The following is an 18,595-nucleotide window of genomic DNA, read 5'->3' as shown; positions in this document are numbered from 1 at the left end:
GCCGTGTGGTTCGCCGGGGTCGCCTGGAGCCCGGAGGGCTACGACGTCACCGTGGTCGACCAGGCGGGGGCGCCCGTCGCGGTGAGCCGGTTCGCCGCCACCGGGATCGACGAGCCGGTGGGCTTCCTGCGGTCGCTGGCCGAGCGGTCGGAGGTGGTCACCGTCATCGACAGCACCAACGGGGTGCTGGACGGGTCGCTGATGGCGGCCGGGCTCGACGTCTACCGGGCCGACCCGTGGGACACACCGGTCAGCCCTGCGTCCGGGCCGGTCCCCTCCGACACCCTGGCCAGGCTCGGCATCGACGCCCTCGCCAGGCTGACCAGGCTTGACATCGGCTCGGGAACGCTCGGCGGCCGGGACGACGAGGCCGACGCCGACATCAGGCGCAGCGAGCCGCTGGCACGGCGGCTCACCGCCCAGGGCGGCCTGCTGTTCCACGGCAGCCGGGCCCTGCCCAGGGTCGCCCTCACCTTCGACGACGGCCCGCACCCGGTGTACACCCCCCGCGTCCTGGACGTGCTGCGCCGCTACCGCGTCCCGGCCACCTTCTTCTGCGTCGGCCTGCACGTCCAGGCGTTCCCCGACCTCGTCCGCAGGATCGTGGACGAGGGACACCTGGTGGGCAACCACACCTGGTCCCACCCCTACCTGCCCGACCTGACCAGACAGGAGGTCTCGCGTCAGATCGGGCGGACCGGCGAGGCGCTCGACCGGGCGGGCGGCGGGACACCCGTCCTGGTCCGCCCGCCGTACGGGGGGCGCTCACCCGAGGTGCTCACCTGGCTGGCCGAGGAGGGCCTGACCACGGTGCTGTGGGACGTCGAACCGTGCGACTGGGCGATGGGCGGCGCGGCGGCGATCGCCGGGCAGGTCCTCGACAAGGCCGACTTCGGATCGGTCATCCTCCTGCACGACGGAGGGGGCGACCGCTCCCAGACCGTGGAGGCGCTGCCCGGGATCCTTGAGTCGATGATGGCGCGCGGCTGCCGGTTCGTGACGGTGGACCGGCTCGCTCCGCTGCGGGTGTGAACGGAAGAGGACATGGACCTTCGAATCAGCGTCGTGATCATGCACCACCCGTCCCGGAGCCACCGGCTGCCCCGTCTGATGGGCGCGTGCGCGCCGCTGAGGCCGAGGGTGGTCGCCGATCCCGATCCGACGGGACCGCCCAGCCCCCTGCGTACCGCGAAGCGCGCCTGGGCCGCGGTTCCCGGCGACGCCACCCACCACCTGGTCCTGCAGGACGACGTGGCGCCGACGGCCGGGTTCGCCGGGTGTCTGGCGGACGCGATCGCCCGCAGGCCCCGGCACGCGGTGGCGCTGTACTCCAACTGGAACAGCCCGCAGAACTCCTATCTGGTACGCCGCGCCGCGGCGGCGGGGTCCCCGTGGGCGCCGCTGTCACCCGCCGAGTGGACGCCCACCCAGGGCCTGGTGCTGCCCGCGGCCCACGCCCGCGAGCTGGCGGCCTTTCTCGCCCCGATCCCCGACGAGATCCGCGACGACGACGAGATGATCGCACTGTTCTGCCAGGAGCGCGGGATTCCCGTGGCGGCGACCGTGCCGCACCTGGTGGACCACGCCGACGAGCTCACCATCGCCGGGCACCCCGGCTCCTTCCACGCGACGGTCTGGGCGGGCGGCCGTCACCTGCCCTCCGAGCACTGGTCGCCCGTCGAGGAGGTCGAGGCCGGACTGACCCTGCGGGCGGCGGCCCGCGAGCCACGCGACTTCGTGGTGGAGCTCATCGGCTCGCGCTGCGTGCTGAGGTTTCTCCGTCCCGGCACCGGTGAGCCGGTCGAGCATCCGTTCGGCTGGTACTGGCGCGACTGGTCGGCCCTGGCCGGCGTCGACCCCGGTGAGATCGAGCGGGCCTTCGCCGAGTCCGGCGCGTGCCCCTCCTCCCTCACCTCCCCCTCCGCGGCCTCTCCCACGGTCTCCGCCGAGGTGCGCGCCGAGGTCTGGGCCGCGGGCCACATCCTCGGCGCGGACGTCTCCCGCCTGGGCCCCGCGGCGCTCCGGCGGACCCGGCCGCCCCTCTCCGCCGAACTGCTGCGTGACGCGGTCGGCTCGTGGATCGACTGCGGGCTGAGCCTCGCCGACCGGCTCCCGCTCGACGAGGCCTCCCGGTCGGCGCTGATCGACCTGGGCGTCGCCGCGGTCGAACACGGGCGCGCGGCGACCCTCCCGGAGCGCACATATGCCTAGCGAGGAGTACGGCGACGGCCCCGGGAGACCGGCCGGGCGGGCGGGGGAGTCGCCGGACGCGCGGGGCGCGGGACGGGCGGCCCCGAGCGGGGAGCCTCCGGGGGCGCGCGGTACGGAGCCGGTGGAGCGGGTCGTGGAGCGGATGGCCAGGCGCGAGGCGGCCGGGCACCTGCTGGTGCCGCCGTCGCTGCCGCTGCCCCCCGGTGACGCCACGCCGCCCGTCGGGGTGCGCCGCGTGCGGTGCCCGTGGTGCGGGGCCGAGGGCGACGACGCCCCGGCCTGCGACGCGCCGGCCCCCGACGGGCTGCCCCGGATCACCCTGCTGGCGTGTGAGTCGCTGACGAACCGGTCGCTGCTCCCGGTCGTGGTGGCGCGGCGCCCGCCGGACGGGGGATACCTCACCCGGGCCGCCTACTGGGCGGCTCACGCGCCCGCCGAGCCGGACGACACCGCGCTGATCCGGCTGATCGCCGCCGTGGACGCGGCGGAGAGCTGGGCGGACACCATGGACCCCGCGGGGTCGCCCGCGGTGGTCCCGGCCGCGACGAGGGGGGCGGGGGCGCCCGGCGGGCACTTCCTCACCCCGCACCCCGGCGGGGTGCGGCTCCTGGAGCGGCTCGACCTGGGCTACCGCCGCGCCCGGCTCCTGGCGGTGGAGGCGGCCTTTCGGGTATAGCCCTCAGTCCGCTCGTTCGCGGCTTATGGCGTGGCCCCCGGTTCGGAAGCATGCGTAGCAGGTTCTCACCGGAAGAGGTCGAACGCATGCCTGAGCACGACAGCTTCACCGCGCTGATGCGGGAACGGGCGTCCAGCCACGGTGACAGGGTGGCGCTGGTCTTCTGCCACGACCCGGCCGACGGGTCGGGTGACGAGCCGCTGACCTACGCCGAACTGGATCTCGCGGCACGGCGGGTGGCGGTGCTGCTGCGTGTCCACGCCGAGCCCGGGGACCGGGTGCTGCTGCTGCACGAGCCCGGCACCGGTTTCGCCAAGGGGTTCCTCGGCGCCCTCTACGCCGGGATGATCGCGGTTCCCTCGCCGCCGCCCGACGGCTACCGGCGGCAGCGGGAACGGCTGGCCGCGATCGCCAGGGACGCCGGGGTGACCGCCGTCCTCACCGACGTCCGCGCCCTCGGCTCGATCAAGGAATGGGCGGCGGAGGCCGGACTCGACGGCCTGCCCTGCCTGGCCGTCGACGAGGAGCCGCCGTCCGCCGACGGCTGGCGCCCCCCGGCGGACGACGCCCGCGCCCCGGCCTTCCTGCAGTACACCTCCGGATCCACCGGCGACCCCAAGGGCGTCGTGGTGGACCACGGCAACCTGCTCGCCAACGTCGAGGTCTTCAACCGCGTCACGGGCTCGGGCCCGGACACCCGGTTCGGCGGCTGGCTGCCGATGTACCACGACTTCGGGCTCATCGGCCAGCTGCTGATCCCGCTGGCCAACGGCACCACGACCGTGCTCATGTCCCCGATCGCCTTCCTGAAGCGCCCGCACGCCTGGCTGCGCATGATCGACCGGCACGGGATCAACCTCTCGCCGGCCCCCAACTTCGCCTACGAACTGTGCGTCCAGCGGATCACCGACGCGCAGGCCGCCGGGCTCGACCTGTCCGGGTGGACCCAGGCGCTCAACGGCTCCGAACCGATCAGGGCGGCCACCCTGCGGGCCTTCGCCGAGAGGTTCGCGCCGTACGGCCTGCGGCCCGACGCGCTGCTCCCCGGGTACGGCCTGGCCGAGGCGACCCTGGCGGTCTCCTGCACCACCAGGGGAAGCGCGGCCGTGGTCACCCCGGTGGACGCCGAACGGCTCGCCGGGGGCGAGTTCACGCCGTCGGCGGGGGGCGAGGTGCGGAACGCGCCCGGCAGCGGCAGGGCGGAGCCCGGCGTCGCCGTCGTCGACCCGCGGAGCCGTGCCGTGCTGCCCGAGGGCCGGGTCGGCGAGATCTGGGTGCGCGGTCCGCACGTTGCGCGGGGCTACTGGCGGCGGCCCGAGGTCAACGCGGAGGTCTTCGACGTGGAGACCGCCGGCGGCGAGGGCGGCTACCTGCGCACCGGGGACCTGGGCGTGATCCACGGGGGCGAGCTGTACGTCACCGGCCGGATCAAGGAACTGCTCGTCGTCCGGGGCCGCAACCTCTACCCGCAGGACCTGGAGGAGGAGGTGCGGGTCACCCATCCGGCGCTGACCCGCGGGGTCGGCGCGGTGTTCACCGTACCCGCGCCGGACGAGGAGGTCGTCGTCGTGCACGAGTGCCGGATCCGAGACCTGGGCGAGGTCTCCCCGTCCGGGCTGGCCGAGCGGATCAGGGTGACGCTGGGCCGCGAGTTCGGGGTCTCGGTCGGCGGCGTCGTGCTGGTCCGCCCCTCGGAGGTGCGGCGGACCACCAGCGGCAAGATCCAGCGCGGCCTTACCCGCGACCTGTTCACCGCCGGGGAGCTGGCCGTCGTGCACGAGGAGCTCACCCCCGCCGTACGGCGCCGCTACCGGATCGGGGCCTGAGATGGACCTCGACACCCTGCTCGGCGACCCCGCCGACCCCGCGACCCTGTTCTCCTACGCCCGCTGCGCCGAGCTGGACCGCCGCGAGGAGTTCCCCGAGGAGATCTGCCGTGAGCTTGACCGGCTCGGACTGCCCGCCGGCTACGTGCCCGCCGAGTACGGCGGAACCCTCGTCGACTATCCCCGGCTCCTCGACCTGATCAGAACCGTCGCCCGGCGGGACCTGACCGTCGCCGTCGGCCACGCCAAGAGCTATCTCGGCTCGGTGAGCGTCTGGATCGCCGGCGCCGACGCCCAGGCCAAGGCGGTGGCCGCGGACGTCATCGCCGGTGTCCCGGCCTCCTGGGGGCTGACGGAGCGCGGCCACGGCAGCGACCTGCTGGCCGGCGAGGTCCGCGCCACCCGGGTCCCCGGAGGCTACCGCGTCACCGGCGAGAAGTGGCTGATCAACAACGCCACCCGGGGCAGCCTGCTCAGCCTCCTGGTCCGTACCGACCCCGACGGCGGCCCCCGGGGGTTCAGCCTCCTGCTGATCGACAAGCGCCGGCTGGCCGGGGCCGACTACACCTGCCTGCCCAAGGTCCCCACCCACGGGATCCGGGGCGCGGACATCAGCGGCATCGCCCTCCACGGCGCCCTGGTGCCGGAGAGCGCGCTGATCGGAGGCGAGGGCGCCGGCCTTGAGGTGGTCCTCAAGGCGCTCCAGCTCACCAGGACGATCTGCGCCGGGCTCTCGCTGGGCGCCGCCGACCAGGCTATCCGCCAGGCCGAGGGGTTCACCGCCGAGCGCAGGCTCTACGGCCGCCTCCTCGGCGAGATGCCGCACGTGCGCAGGACGCTGGGGGAGGCGCACGCCGCCCGGTTCGTCGCGGAGGCGGTCACCACGGCCGCCGCGCGCGGCATCCACGCGCTGCCCGCGGAGATGAGTGTGATCTCGGCGGTGACCAAGGCGTTCGTGCCGGCCAGGGTGGACGAGCTGATCTTCGCCTGTGGCGAGTTGCTCGGCACCCGCGCCTTCCTCACCGAGGTCCACGACCACGGCGTGTTCCAGAAGCTGGCCCGTGACCACCGGGTGGTGGCCATCTTCGACGGCAACTCGTCCGTCAACGAGAACGCCCTGATCAACCAGTTCCCCGCCCTGGCCCGGGGATATCTGTCCGGGCCGCCCGACAGGCCGGGCCTGGCCCGGCTGCTCGACCTCGGCTCGGCCCCCGGCCGTCCCGGCCACCGGGGCCTCGTCCTGGCCTCCAGGGGCGGATGCGGCCTCGTCCAGGGGCTGCCGGACGCGGTGGCCGGGCTGAGCGCGCCCGGCGCGGGGCGGACCCGGCCGCCGGGCCACGACCTCAAAGCCGTCGAGGCGCCGGCCCGCGAACTGCTCGACCACTGCGACGACCTGCACGCCGCGCTCGCCACGTGCGCGCCCGGCCCGCGCGATGTGCCGGCGGAGGCGTTCGCCCTGGCCCAGCGGTACCAGTGGTGCTTCGCCGGGGCCGCGGTCCTGCAGCTCTGGCTGGCCAACCCCGGCTGGCGGGACCGGATCTGGCTGGAGGCGGCCCTGACCTACGTGCTCGCCCGGCTGGGCTCCGACCCGGACCGGGCGGTCTTCGACCGGCTGTTCGACGAGACGCGGGAGCGCGCATGAGCGAGACGCTGGAGAAACTCCTCGGCGATCCGTGGGATCCGGCCAACCCGATGAACCACGCCGCCGTCGTCGCGGCCGACGAGCGGCAGGAGATGTTCGCCGAGGGGGAGCGGCTGCTGGACGAGTACGGGCTGAACGCCGAGTTCGTGCCCGCCGGGCTCGGCGGCCGGCTGACCGGGGTGGACCGGCTGGTCCGGGTGATGCGCTCGGTCTGGCGGCGCGACCCCGCGCTGGGCCTGGGCTACGGGGCCAGCTCCTTCATCGCCTCGGTGAACGTGTGGGCCGCGGGCGACGACGGGCAGCGCCGCGCCTTCGCCGACCTGATGCTGGCCAACCGGAAGATCGCGTCGGTCTACCACGAGCTCGCGCACGGCAACGACTTCGCCAGGGCCGAGTTCGCGGCCACCCCGGGCCCCGGCGGGCGGCTGCTCCTCAACGGGCGCAAGGAGGTGGTCACCAACCTCCGGCGGGCCGACTCCCTGGTCGTCTTCGCCAGGACCTCGGCCGAGGAGGGCAGCCGCAGCCACTCCCAGCTCTTCGTGCACAAGGCCGACCTGCCGCCGGACCGGATGACCTACCTGCCGCGTTTCCCCAGCGCGGGCATGCGCGGTGTCCAGCTCGGCGGCGTGGTCTTCGACGACTGCCCGATCCCGGACGGCTCCGTGCTCGGCACGCCGGGGCGGGGCATCGAGACGGCGCTGCGCTCCTTCCAGCTCACCCGTACGGCGCTGCCGTCGATGATGGCCGGGGTGGTGGACACCGGGCTCCGCGCCACGCTGCGCTTCGCCACGGCCCGCACCCTGTACGGCCGCAACGTCGCCGCCATCCCCCAGGTCCGGTCGACCCTCGCCGAGGTCTACGCCGACCTGCTGGCCTGCGACGCGTTCGGCACCGTGGCCGCGCGGGCGCTGCACCTGCTGCCCGGGGAGGCGAGCGTCTACGCCTCCCTGGTCAAGTACACGGTGTCCAAGCAGCTCATCGACGCGATGGACCGGCTCTCCCTGGTCCTCGGCGCGCACTTCTACATCCGTCAGGGCACCTACGCCGTCTTCCAGAAGCTCCTGCGCGACCTGGGGGTCATCGGGTTCGGGCACGCGGCCAGGGTGGCCTGTCTCGCCACCGTGCTGCCGCAGATCCCGCAGCTCGCCCGGCGCTCCTGGCTGATCGCGGGCGACCCGCCCGCCGACCTGTTCCGGATCGGCGCGGACCTGCCGCCGCTCGACTTCGCGGCGCTGAGGCCCAGCGCGGCGGGGCACGAGAGCCTGAGCTCCGCGGTGCTCGCCGACGCCGCGTCGCCCGGGGAGCCCGGGGAGGTCGCCGCGCTCGCCGGGCTGTTCGCCGACGAACTGGTCCTGCTCAAGCGGGACGCCGCCGCGCTGCGCCCGCGTGACCTCGGGGTGGACGCCCGCCCGGAGGCGCTGGGGGTGGCGGCCAGATACGCGGCGGTGCTCGCGGCGAGCTCCTGCCTGAACGTCTGGCGGGCCGGTGGCGGTGACCCGGGCTGGGTCGTCGCGGCGCTCACCCGGCTCGCGGGACGGCTGGGCCGGGGGAGCGGGCGGCTGCCCGAGGCGGTCGCCCGGCGGCTGTTCGACGAACTCCTCGACCGGCACGGGGAGAACCGGGGCTTCGACCTGGCCGGGCTTCCCCTCCCAGGTTAAGACAAGCAAGGAGACCGAAAATGTCCGATTCGGCAGATGACCTGCGCGGCTGGCTCGTCCAGCGTGTCGCCTCCTATCTGGAGAGGGACCCCGCCGAGATCAGCACCTCTGTGTCGCTCACCCAGTACGGCCTGGACTCCGTCTACGCGTTCGTCATGTGCGGCGACATCGAGGATCACCTCAACCTGACCCTGGAACCGACGGTCGCCTGGGACTACCGGACCATCGACGCGCTCGCCGACCATCTGAGCACGCTGGTGGGCCGGTGACCTCTCTCCGGGCGGTGGCCGGCTACCTCCCGTCGCGGAGCGTGCCGATCAGGTCCCTCCAGGACGACCTGGGACTGACCGACGCGCAGATCAAGGTGTTCGAGCGTTTCTACGGCCTCTCCCACATCCTGCGGGACCCCGACGGCACCGCGGCCGACCTGATGCTGGCCGCCGCCGGGAAACTGGACGCCCTCCGCGGCCGGGAACACCTGATCAGATACGTGATCCAGGCCAGGACCATGCCGGTGATCGCGCCGTACCCGGTCAACCCGATCCACGACGTGCGCGCGGCCCTGGGCCTGCGGCACGCCGAGGCCTTCGCCGTCCACAACCACGCGTGCGCGTCGGGCCTGCTGGCCGTGGAGCTGTCCGGGCGGCTGCTGGCCTCCGACGGAGACCCGGACGCGCTCGCGCTGATCTTCACCGGGGAGAAGACCTTCACCCCGGCCGCCCGGACGGTGCCGGGCACCGCGATCAACGGCGAGGGCGCCGCGGCGATCCTGGTCGGCCTGGACGGCGACCGCGACCGGGTGCTCGGCTACGCCACCCGCACCGACGGCCGGTTCAGCGCCGGGCTGTCGCTGTCGAACGAGGCTGCGGCGGAGTTCCAGCAGATCTATCCCGAGGCCCTGGCCGGAGTGCTGACCGAGGCGGTCGAGACGGCAGGCCTCACCCTCGGCGACCTCACCCTGGTGCTGCCGCACAACGTCAACCGGGTCTCCTGGGTGCGGCTGTGCAAGCTCGTCGGCCTTCCGCTGGAACGGGTCTTCCTCGACAACGTGCCCGTCACCGGGCACTGCTTCTGCGCCGACCCCTTCCTCAACTACCAGTCCGCCAGGGAACTCGGCCGGCTCCAGCCGGGCGACCACTACCTGATGGCCGCCGTCGGACTGGGCGCCACCTTCTCCGCCATGGTCTTCCAGCACTGAGAGGACACCACGTGCAGGACTTTCTCAGCCGGGTGAAAACAGCCCTGACCGGCGGGGCCGACACGCCGCTCGTCCTCCTCGGCAACTTCGAGGTCGAGGACCAGTGGGCCGAGGGCGAGGCCGGGCTGCCCAGGACGGGTTTTCGATCGAGCGCGGCCGTGGTCAACCGGATGGACGAGTTCGCCGTGCTGCTCGCCGGCGCCGGCGACCACGTCGTGCTCAAGGCGGCGCCCGACGAGGCGTACCTCGCCCATCTGGACGAGCTCGGCGTGGCGCTGCCCGGGGTGCTGACCGTCGCCGGCAACGACCCCGAGCAGACCGTCACCAGGGACGCCCTCGCCGACCCCGCGCTGCTCGCCACACTCGGCGAACTGGCCGGACGGGGCGCGATGCTCTCCCCGCACGGCACCTCCGTCCTGGAGGAGGAACTCGCCCAGCGGTCCGGGCTGCCGCTGGCCTCCCCTCCGGCGGCCCTGTGCAAGGCGGTCAACAGCAAGATCTACAGTCGCCGGGCCGCCGACGACGCGGGGCTGCGGCAGGTCGCGGGCTGGACCGCCGACACCCTCGCCGAGCTGGAGTCGGCCGTGGAGGAGGCGCGTTCGCTGCTGACCTTCGGCCGCCGGGTCGTGGTCAAGGACGCCTTCGGCGTCTCCGGCAAGGGCATCGCGGTGATCGAGAACGGGGAGCGGCTCGACCGGCTGCACGGGATGATCCGGCGCCGGGCCGCCAAGTCGGGCGACGACCGGGTCTCGCTGCTCATCGAGGAGTGGGTGGACAAGCGGGCCGACCTGAACTACCAGTTCACCGTCGCGCGTGACGGCTCGGTCCACTTCGACTTCGTCAAGGAGGCCATCACCGAGGGCGGCGTGCACAAGGGCCACCGCATCCCGGCCGGGCTCGACGAGCGGCAGACCGGCGAGGTGGAGAAGTCCGCGCGGGTCCTCGGCGAGCGGCTGGCCGCGGACGGGTTCCACGGCGTGGTCGGCGTGGACGCCATGGTCGACCCGGACGGACGGCTCTACCCGGTGATCGAGATCAACGCCCGCAACAACATGTCCACCTACCAGGTCCGCATGCAGGAGACCTTCATCGCCGACGGGCAGGTCGCCCTGGCCAGGCAGTACCCGCTCCGGCTCTCCCGGCGCCTGCCGTACGAGCGCCTGCGCCGGGTGCTGGACGGCCTGCTGCTGGCCGGTCCCGGTGGCAGCGGGCTGCTGGTGAACAACTTCGCGACCGTCAACGCGGGAGCGCGCGAGGAGCGGGGCGGGTCGTTCGACGGACGCCTGTACGGCCTGCTCCTCGCGGACAACCAGGACCGGCTGACGGTCCTCGACACCGAGATCGCCGGCCGGCTGGCCGCCGAGACCGAGGGGAGTGCGCGATGAGCGCCGAGTTCGAGGTACAGGGGATCACGGTCTCCGAGCTGGCGCGGGAGTACGGCACCCCGCTGTACGTCTACGACGGTGACGCGCTGCGGGACCAGTTCCTCGGCCTGCGCACCCTGCTCCACCCGAGGATGGAGATGTTCTTCTCCCTGAAGTCCAACCCGAACGTGTCGATCTGCGCGCTGCTGCACTCGCTGGGAGCCCGTGCCGAGGTGTCGTCGCTGGTGGAGCTGACCACCGCCCTGCGGGCCGGGGTGAAGGGGGAGGACATCATCTTCCTCGGCCCGGGCAAGAGCGAGGAGGAGCTGCGGGCCTGTCTGGACGAGGGCGTGTACGCCATCGTCTGCGAGTCGTTCGGCGAGCTGGAGCTCATCGACGAGGCCGCGCGGGCGCGGGGGACGACGGCCAACGTCGCGCTGCGGGTCAACCCGAGTTTCTCGATCAAGGGCTCCGGGCTCACCATGGGCGGCAAGCCCCGGCAGTTCGGCATCGACGAGGAGCAGATCCTCGCCGACCCGGGGCTGGCGGCGCGCTTCCCCGGCGTCCGGCTGATGGGCGTGCACGCCTACATGGGCACCCGGATCCTCAGCGAGGAGGTGGTGCTGGAGAACACCGTGCGCATCCTGGAGATGGCCGAGCGGATCGCCGTGAAGCTGGACTTCCCCCTGGAGGTGGTCGACGTGGGCGGCGGACTCGGCGTCGCCTACTTCGAGGGCGAGCGAGACCTCGATCCCGAGCTGCTGGCCGGTCGGCTGAACCCCGTCGTCGAGGAGTTCGCCCGCCGGTACCCGGACACTCGGATGATCATGGAGCTGGGCCGCTACCTGACCGCTCCCAGCGGCACCTACGTGGTCCGGGTCCGCTACGTGAAGACCTCCATGGGGGAGAGGTTCGCGGTCGCCGACGGCGGCACCAACCACCACATGGCCGCGGTCGGGATCGGCTCCTTCGTCAAGCGCAACTTCCCGATGCGGCTGCTCAACCGGATCGGCGACGAGCCCACCGAGCCCTGGTACGTCACCGGCCCGCTCTGCACCCCCAACGACACCCTCGGCAAGGGCGTACCACTGCCCCCGGTCCGCACCGGCGACCTGCTCGGCGTGCTCCGCTCCGGCGCCTACGGGCCGACCGCGTCCCCCGTCCTGTTCCTCAGCCACGGCTCCCCGGCCGAAGTCCTGGTCAAGGACGGCAGGCACCACCTCGTCAGGGAGCGGGACCGCGTCGGCGACCTGCTCGGCCGTCAGCACCTGTCCATCTGAAAAAGGAGTTTTCCCACCATGAGCGAGACCCGGGTCGTAGACCCCCAGAAGATCGTCCCCGTTATCGTCGCGGCCCTGGCCGACGTGCTCAAGCGCGATTCCGCCTCCATCACCGAGAGCACCCGGCTCTTCGACGACCTCGGGCTTGACTCCACCAGCGTGCTGGAGCTGCTGATGAGGCTGGAGGACGAGATCGACGTGGAGTTCGACACCGACACCCTGGAACAGCGCCACTTCGAGAGCGTCGCCACCCTGGCCGACTACGTCTCCGAGCAGGCTTAGCCATGGGCCTCCCCGGCACGGGCCTGCGGCTCAAGCGGGTGGAGTCGCGGGTGTTCGGGGAGGGCCGTCCCTTTCTCCCCGAATCGGCCAGCCCGCTGCTGAAGAACTACATCCACGACCTCACCGGCCTCTACGGAATGACGCACCGCCGCGACTTCCTGACCACCACGCGTAACAGCTACGCGGAGATGGCCGGGGAGATCCTGTCGGCGATGGCGCCGCTGCCCGGCCCGGTCGGGCTGGTGGCGGTGGCCACCGCCACGCCGGACGCGGACATGCTCCAGTCGCCGACGGCGCTGCTGGCCCACGCGGTGCCCGGCGCCCCGCTCCCGCTGGGGGTCACCGATCAGGGGGTGGTGGCGCCGTTCACCGCCCTGCGGCTGATCGGGGAGTTCGCCGGGACCGGCCACGCCCTCCTGGTGATCATGGATCAGCGGAGCCTGCCGTACGAGACCGGGGCCGCCGAGCGGCCCGCCGAGGACTGCGCGGTCGCCGTCCTCCTGGGCGGCGGCCAAACCGGCCACACCGGCCAAATCGGCGACGCGGACGCCCCGGACGACGCCGACACCCCGGACGACGCGGACGACGCGGACGACCTCTTTCTCGTCCGGCGAATCGACGTCGCCCCCGGCGACGTCCGGCCGGCGCTGGCGGCCGAGCTGGCCGGACGGGAGCGGGACGTCACAGTGATCGCCCGCCCCGGTCTCGACCTGCCCGACGGGCTGGCGGACGTGCGGTTCGCACCCCCGGGGCGGCCGTGCACCGGAATCTGGGCCACCCTCGCGGACGGGCTCGCTGGCTGGCGTTCCACCGGCCGCCGCGTGGTGCTCGCCGACTATGACAGCACACTGCGCTATCTCAGCCTCTGCACGGTCGAGGTAGGACGACGCGAAAGGGCCGAGGCATGATCGACCACAACGAGATCCGGGAGGCGGCGAGGTCCGACGGCCTGGTCGACGCGTTCCTCCTGCTCCACCTGCGGCACGGCGGCACCCCCGTGTACGGCCCGGCGGGGCACGCCGTGCTCCCCGCCTCGGTCGCCGGCGACGCCGCCCCCCTGCTCACCCTGGACCTGTACGGCGAGGCCCTCGTGGCCGTGCGGGGTGACGGCACCGGCGGCCCCGCGTCACCGGAGTGGGTCCTCGGCCTGGCCTGGCTCCGTCTCGGCCTGTCGGAGGGGCTCCTCGACCGATGCCTGGCCTATCTCGGCGCCCGTACGGCCGGCGAGAGCCCCCTGCTGGTCCAGCAGCTCGTCAAGGGACAGCTCGCCGACGCGGTCACCGAACACCTGCTGATCCAGGGCTCGCTGCACGGCGAACCCGCGGGCGAGGCCCTGGACGACCTGCACCTGCAGATCACCCTGGCGGACCGGATGCTGCTGCGGCTGCTCGGCGGCAGCGGCTTCCGCGCCGACGGACCGGGCCAGAGCGCCCACGTCTCGGAGCTGCTCGCCGACGCCCACACCGGAACCGCGGAGGTTCGGACATGATCGAGCTGGACGACCGGCTGACCACCCTGCGCGACCACGCGCGCGAGTGGGCCGGCGAGCTGCGCCCCCTCGCCCTGGAGCTGGAGCGCGACCCCGAACTGATCCACAAGCACCTGGACCTGCCCGGGGTCTCGTTCCTGGCCCGCACCCCGATCCCCGCCGGGTACGACCCGGCCCCGGTGACCATCGGCGGTCACCGCTTCCACGGCACCGGGGGCCTGGAGCGGGTCACGTTCTGCGAGGAGTTCGCCGCCGCCGACGTGGGCATGCTGCTCGCCGCGCCGGGACCGTCGCTCTCGGGGGTGTTCGTCGCCCTGCTCGGCGACGAGACCCAGAAGGAGTGGTTCTTCGGGCGGTTGCTCGACCGCCCCACCTGGACCTTCTTCGCGCTGACCGAACCTGACCGAGGCTCCGACGCCGCCGCGCTGACCAGCGCGCTCACCCCCGCCCCCGACGGGGGGACGCTGCTGCTCAGCGGCGCCAAACGGTTCATCGGCAACGCCGCCAGGGCCGACCTCGGCGTGGTCTTCGCCCGCACGCGACCCGGCCCCCTCGGAGTGATCGCGGTGCTCGTCGAGACCGGCGACCCCGGATTCTCGGCCGTCCCGTTCCCCACCGTCGGCCTGCGCGGCAACCAGGTCAGCGAGGTGCGCCTCGACGGGGTCGAGATCCCTCCCGGCCGGGTGCTCGGCCGGCACCTGTCGCCCACCCGGCGCGGCCTGGTCGGCGCGGTGGCGGGCTTCAACCGGCTCCGCCCCGGCGTCGCCGCGCTCGGCCTCGGCATCGCCCGGGGCGCCTACGAGTACGTGCGCGAGCACCGGCGCACGCTGACCGGCGGCGAACGCGACCGGCTGGACCGGATCGGCCGCCGGATCGAGGGCGTGCGCCGGCTCGTCCGCCGGGCCGCGGCGGCCCTGGACCACGACGACCCCGGCCTCGGCTATCTGGCCTCGGCCGCCAAGGCCCGCGCGGCCCGGCTGGCCGAGGAGACGACGCTGGAGGCGGCCGGCTTCTTCGGCGCCGGAGCGCGGCTGGAGCATCCGCTGCTGGACAAGCTCGTCAGGGACGCCAGAGGCGTGGAGTACATGGAGGGCACCCGGAACATCCAGCTGCTCAACGTCTTCCAGGGACTGTCCCGGGGAAGGCTGCCCCGTGGTTGAGCGGACGCTCGCCCAGCCCGCGCCGCCGGCGAACGTCCCCGCCGCCCGCCGGCGGATCGTCTCACTGGCCCTGCCGATGATGACGGCCGAGATCGTCGGCGTCCTGGTCCCGATCGGGGTGATGGCGCTGATGGGCCGGATGGTCGGCGACGAGGCGCTCTACGTGCGCTCGCTGTTCGTGCCGATGGAGAACCTGTTCATCGCCGTCCAGGCCGCGTTCGGCATCAGCACCCAGGTCGCCGCCGCGCTGAACCGGGGCGAGGGCCGTCGCCAGGACGTCATGGGCACGGTCGCGAGCATGGCCAGATCCTGGCTGGTCGTCGGCCTGATCACCTGCGTGTTCCTCTTCGCCTCCGCCGCCGCCCTGGCCGGGCTGCTGGGCGTCGTCGACGCCGCCCGCGACGAATTCATGGCCTTCCTGCGCTGGATGGCGCTGGCCCACCTGACCCTGCTCGGCCCGATGCTGGCCGCGGCGGCCCTGCGCGGGTACGGACACGCCCGCGCGGGTGCCGCGGTCACCCTGACCGGCGCGGGTGTGGAGCTCGGCGGGGTCGCCCTGTTCGGCCTCGGCCTCGGCTGGGGAATCGCCGGCGTCCCGGTGGCCGTCGGCGCGGCCGGTCTCATCGGCACCGTGCTCGGGGTGGTCATGCTCCGCCGTACCGGGCTCTGGCGCTCAGGCGACTCCCTCGCCTGGCGGCCGGGCACGTTCGGCCACCTCGGCCGGGTCGGCGTGCCCGTCGCCGTCACCTACGTCGTCATGTTCGGCAGCACCCTGGCCCTGGAGTGGGTGCTCAGCCCGTTCGGGGACAAGGTGATCTCCGGTTTCGCCGGGGCCAACGCCCTGCAGGTGCTCGTCATCATGCCGGGCATCGTGCTCGGCTCGGCCACCGCGATCGTGATGAACGAGCAGCGCGGCGCCGGGCGGCGGGCGCTGTTCGCCGGCACCCTGAAGGGCGGTCTGCAGATCGCGCTCGCCCTGTACGCCGTGGTGGCGCTCGCCGCTTGGCTCGGCAGGGACGTGCTGGCCCACCTGATCACCGGCAGCCCCGAGATCGCGGCCGAGACGAGTTCCTACCTCACCGTGGTCGGGCCCACCTACCTGTTCATGGGCCTGGTGCTGACCTCGCTGACCCTTCTGGAGCAGATCGGCGGCGGCCCGCTGGCACTGGCGCTCAACGCGGGCTACTTCGCCGGCATCGTGGTGGTGGGCGGCTGGTTCGCCCGCTCACTGGGCGAGTCCGGCGGGCTCTACCACACCATCGCCGCCTTCAACCTGGGCGGCCTCGTGGCGGTCGCCGTCACGCTCGTGTTCGTCCGCCGCCTCTCCCGCTAGGGCTTCCAACCGAAGAAGGGTTTCCGTGATGGCAAAGCTGGTGCGCCGCCGGGTCGGCTTCACCGGAACGCGCTCGGCCACCGGGCCGTTCACCTGGGGTCAGCGACAGATCTGGCGAGACATTCAGTTGATGCCGGACGCCGCGTTCTACAACGTGTCACAGGTGCTGCTCACCGCCGAGGGACTACGTCTCGACGACGTCCTCGGCCAGATCGCCGAACTGCTGGGCCGGCACGAGTCGCTGCGCACCCTCTTCCGCGCCGACGCCGCGGGAGAGCTCCGCCAGCAGGTCCTCGCCGCCGGCGAGGTGGAGGTGGAGGTGCTGCTCGCCGACTCCGACGCCGACCACGACATCGTCGGGCTCTTCGAGGACGAGGAACGGCGGATGGTCGGCACGGCCTTCGACAACGCGGCGGAGGTGCCGTTCCGCGCCCTGGTCGGGGTGCTCGACGGGATGCCCAGGGTGCTCATCCTGTGCGTCTCCCACCTGGCCGCCGATCTGCTGAGCGTCCGCGTCCTCATCGACGAGATGTCCGCCGCGCTGACCGCGCTGGCCGCCGGGCGCCGCCCGCCCGAGGTGCCGAGATCCCGGCAGCCGGTCGACCAGGCGGAGTGGGAGCGGTCGGCCCAGGGGAGCCGGCGGATGGACAAGGCCCTGCGCTACTGGGCCGGTCAGCTGTCCGCGGTGCCGCCCACCATGTTCCCGGTGGCGTGCGGTGAGACCGTGCCCTCCCCGCGTTACTGGCGAGGCGGGCTGACCTCCAGGGCCATCCCGCCCGCCCTGCACGCCCTCGCCGAGCGTTACCGGACCACCACCTCCGTGGTGCTGCTCGCCGCCACCGTCGCGATGCTCGGCAGACTGAACGGCCTGCCCGCCTGCGCGGTCCAGCTCGTCGTCGGCAACCGGTTCACCCCCGAACTGCGCCACGCCATCGGCAACCTCACCCAGGAGGTGCTGGCCACCGTCGACCTGCACGGCGAGTCCTTCGAGGACGTGGTCAAGACGACCTGGTCGGCCGCGATGGGCGCCTACCGGCACGGCCAGTTCGACCCGGCCCGCGCCGCCGAACTGGTCCGTGAGGCGAGCCGGGAACGCGGGGTGGAGATCGACCTGTCCTGCTACTTCAACGACCTGTGGGCCAACACCCAGACCCCGGCCAAGGGCTTCCACCCCACCGCGCGGGGACTGAGGGAGGCGATGGCCACCACGGCCTTCCGCTGGGAGGATCGCACCGACGAGGACAGCGTGAAGTTCTTCCTGGAGGCCTTCGACGTCTTCGGCGAGCCCGAGATGCTCAGGTTCAGTCTGATCGCCGACACCTTCTACATGCCCCCCGCCGTCATCAAGGCGTTCCTGACGGGCCTGGAGCGCCTGCTCGTCGAGCTGGTCACCCGTGAGGTGAACCTCGACGAGATCGCCGCGGTGAGCGGCCTGCCCGCCCGATGAGCCCCAGCGAGGGCACCCCGTCCACCGGGTCCGCCCCGTCCACCGGGTCCGCGGCGGACCCCGGGACCGTGCACGTGTGGCGCATCCGGCTGGACGCCTCCCCGGTGGACCGGTTGCTCCCCCTGCTCGACGGGCGCGAGCGGCGGCGGGCCGCCGGGTTCGTCCTGGAACAGGCGCGCCGGCGCTATGTCGCCGCGCACGGCGCGGTCCGCCTGATCCTCGGCGAGCTGCTGTCCACCTCACCCGGTGGGCTGCGATGGCGTGTCGGCGCGTACGGCAAGCCGGAGCTGGTGGGCCGTCCGGGACTGGAGACGAACCTCTCCCACTCCGGCGAGCTCGCGCTGCTCGCGGTGACCTCGGGCCGCGCCGTCGGCGTGGACGTCGAGAAGGTCCGTCCGGCCTTCGACGCGGTGGCGTTCGCCACCCGCTTCTTCCCCGCCGAGGAGGGCGCGCTGGTCGGGTCCCGGGGCCGGGAACACGCCGGGGGAGGCACCCGGGCCTCGGAGCCCGCCTCGGGCGGAGAACCTCCGGCAGGCCCGGCGGGTGATCCGGCGGTCGTCTTCGCCCGGCTCTGGACCCGCAAGGAGGCCTGCGTCAAGGCCGCGGGTGGCCGCCTCGCTCAGGGGCTGCGGCTGCCGGTGGCCGGAATCGGCCCGGCACACGGCCGGCGGTGTGACGGCGCGGTGCGCGGCGGGGCGGTGTGCGGCGGCCTGGTGTGCGGCGGCCCGGGATGTGAAGGCGCGGTGCGCTGTGAGACGGGGTGGGCGGAGGAGGTGGAGGGCCCGAGGCTCACCACACCGTGGCTGGTCGCCGACCCCACCGGGAGCCTGCCGGGCCGCTGGCTGGTCGGCGACGTCGAGGTCCCGTCCGGGTTCGCCGCCTCGGTGGCGGCGGCGGGCGCGGAGCCGTACGAGATCGTCACCCACGACCACGACCACGACCACGAGCATGGTCTCCATGAGCGCGGTCTCCATGAGCGCGGCCTCCGGGACCGGGAGTCCCGGAGGCGGTGAACCCCTCCGCTCAGCG

Annotated in this window: 17 protein-coding genes; all 17 read left to right on the top strand. The window is 73.3% G+C overall.

What is annotated here, in order from left to right; all coding sequences use genetic code 11:
• Positions 1-3 precede the first annotated feature (3 nt).
• A complete protein-coding gene (locus tag ABZ194_RS17895) occupies positions 4-1,032 on the top strand; it encodes a polysaccharide deacetylase family protein (protein ID WP_355597475.1) in 1,029 nt (342 codons plus the stop codon).
• 12 nt (positions 1,033-1,044) lie between these two features.
• Positions 1,045-2,211 carry a hypothetical protein gene (locus tag ABZ194_RS17890; RefSeq protein ID WP_355597473.1) on the top strand — a complete coding sequence of 389 codons (1,167 nt, stop codon included), beginning with the start codon at positions 1,045-1,047 and terminating at the stop codon, positions 2,209-2,211.
• Positions 2,204-2,887, top strand: a complete 684-nt coding sequence (locus ABZ194_RS17885; protein ID WP_355597471.1) for a hypothetical protein — start codon at positions 2,204-2,206, stop codon at positions 2,885-2,887. The genes ABZ194_RS17890 and ABZ194_RS17885 overlap by 8 nt, the downstream gene beginning before the upstream one ends.
• Before the next feature lie 86 nt (positions 2,888-2,973).
• Positions 2,974-4,713, top strand: coding sequence for a fatty acyl-AMP ligase (locus ABZ194_RS17880; RefSeq protein ID WP_355597469.1), 1,740 nt, complete (start codon positions 2,974-2,976; stop codon positions 4,711-4,713).
• A gap of 1 nt (position 4,714) precedes the next feature.
• On the top strand, positions 4,715-6,355 hold the full coding sequence (locus tag ABZ194_RS17875) for an acyl-CoA dehydrogenase family protein (protein WP_355597467.1): 1,641 nt from the start codon (positions 4,715-4,717) through the stop codon (positions 6,353-6,355).
• Complete coding sequence (locus ABZ194_RS17870) at positions 6,352-8,013, top strand: acyl-CoA dehydrogenase (protein WP_355597465.1); 1,662 nt, start codon at positions 6,352-6,354, stop codon at positions 8,011-8,013. The genes ABZ194_RS17875 and ABZ194_RS17870 overlap by 4 nt, the downstream gene beginning before the upstream one ends.
• 20 nt (positions 8,014-8,033) lie before the next feature.
• Positions 8,034-8,282 carry an acyl carrier protein gene (locus tag ABZ194_RS17865; protein WP_355597463.1) on the top strand — a complete coding sequence of 83 codons (249 nt, stop codon included), beginning with the start codon at positions 8,034-8,036 and terminating at the stop codon, positions 8,280-8,282.
• On the top strand, positions 8,279-9,211 hold the full coding sequence (locus tag ABZ194_RS17860; protein WP_355597461.1) for a 3-oxoacyl-[acyl-carrier-protein] synthase III C-terminal domain-containing protein: 933 nt from the start codon (positions 8,279-8,281) through the stop codon (positions 9,209-9,211). The genes ABZ194_RS17865 and ABZ194_RS17860 overlap by 4 nt, the downstream gene beginning before the upstream one ends.
• Before the next feature lie 11 nt (positions 9,212-9,222).
• On the top strand, positions 9,223-10,596 hold the full coding sequence (locus tag ABZ194_RS17855) for an ATP-grasp domain-containing protein (RefSeq protein WP_355597459.1): 1,374 nt from the start codon (positions 9,223-9,225) through the stop codon (positions 10,594-10,596).
• A complete protein-coding gene (locus ABZ194_RS17850) occupies positions 10,593-11,855 on the top strand; it encodes a type III PLP-dependent enzyme (RefSeq protein WP_355597457.1) in 1,263 nt (420 codons plus the stop codon). The genes ABZ194_RS17855 and ABZ194_RS17850 overlap by 4 nt, the downstream gene beginning before the upstream one ends.
• 18 nt (positions 11,856-11,873) lie before the next feature.
• Positions 11,874-12,137: an acyl carrier protein gene (locus ABZ194_RS17845; RefSeq protein ID WP_355597455.1), complete on the top strand. Its 264-nt coding sequence runs from the start codon at positions 11,874-11,876 to the stop codon at positions 12,135-12,137.
• A 2-nt stretch (positions 12,138-12,139) separates the two neighbouring features.
• Positions 12,140-13,045, top strand: coding sequence for a hypothetical protein (locus ABZ194_RS17840; RefSeq protein ID WP_355597453.1), 906 nt, complete (start codon positions 12,140-12,142; stop codon positions 13,043-13,045).
• On the top strand, positions 13,042-13,626 hold the full coding sequence (locus tag ABZ194_RS17835; protein ID WP_355597451.1) for a hypothetical protein: 585 nt from the start codon (positions 13,042-13,044) through the stop codon (positions 13,624-13,626). Before ABZ194_RS17840 ends, ABZ194_RS17835 begins: the two co-directional genes overlap by 4 nt.
• Entirely contained in the window at positions 13,623-14,786 is a 1,164-nt protein-coding gene (locus ABZ194_RS17830) for an acyl-CoA dehydrogenase family protein (RefSeq protein ID WP_355597449.1), read from the top strand. The genes ABZ194_RS17835 and ABZ194_RS17830 overlap by 4 nt, the downstream gene beginning before the upstream one ends.
• Complete coding sequence (locus tag ABZ194_RS17825) at positions 14,779-16,119, top strand: MATE family efflux transporter (RefSeq protein WP_355597447.1); 1,341 nt, start codon at positions 14,779-14,781, stop codon at positions 16,117-16,119. The genes ABZ194_RS17830 and ABZ194_RS17825 overlap by 8 nt, the downstream gene beginning before the upstream one ends.
• Before the next feature lie 28 nt (positions 16,120-16,147).
• On the top strand, positions 16,148-17,566 hold the full coding sequence (locus tag ABZ194_RS17820) for a condensation domain-containing protein (RefSeq protein ID WP_355597445.1): 1,419 nt from the start codon (positions 16,148-16,150) through the stop codon (positions 17,564-17,566).
• Positions 17,563-18,579: a 4'-phosphopantetheinyl transferase superfamily protein gene (locus tag ABZ194_RS17815; protein WP_355597443.1), complete on the top strand. Its 1,017-nt coding sequence runs from the start codon at positions 17,563-17,565 to the stop codon at positions 18,577-18,579. The genes ABZ194_RS17820 and ABZ194_RS17815 overlap by 4 nt, the downstream gene beginning before the upstream one ends.
• Positions 18,580-18,595: the final 16 nt, after the last annotated feature.

The organism is Streptosporangium sp. NPDC006007, assembly GCF_040614315.1.
GTDB lineage: Bacteria > Actinomycetota > Actinomycetes > Streptosporangiales > Streptosporangiaceae > Streptosporangium.
This window is presented reverse-complemented; position numbering and strand designations above follow the sequence as displayed.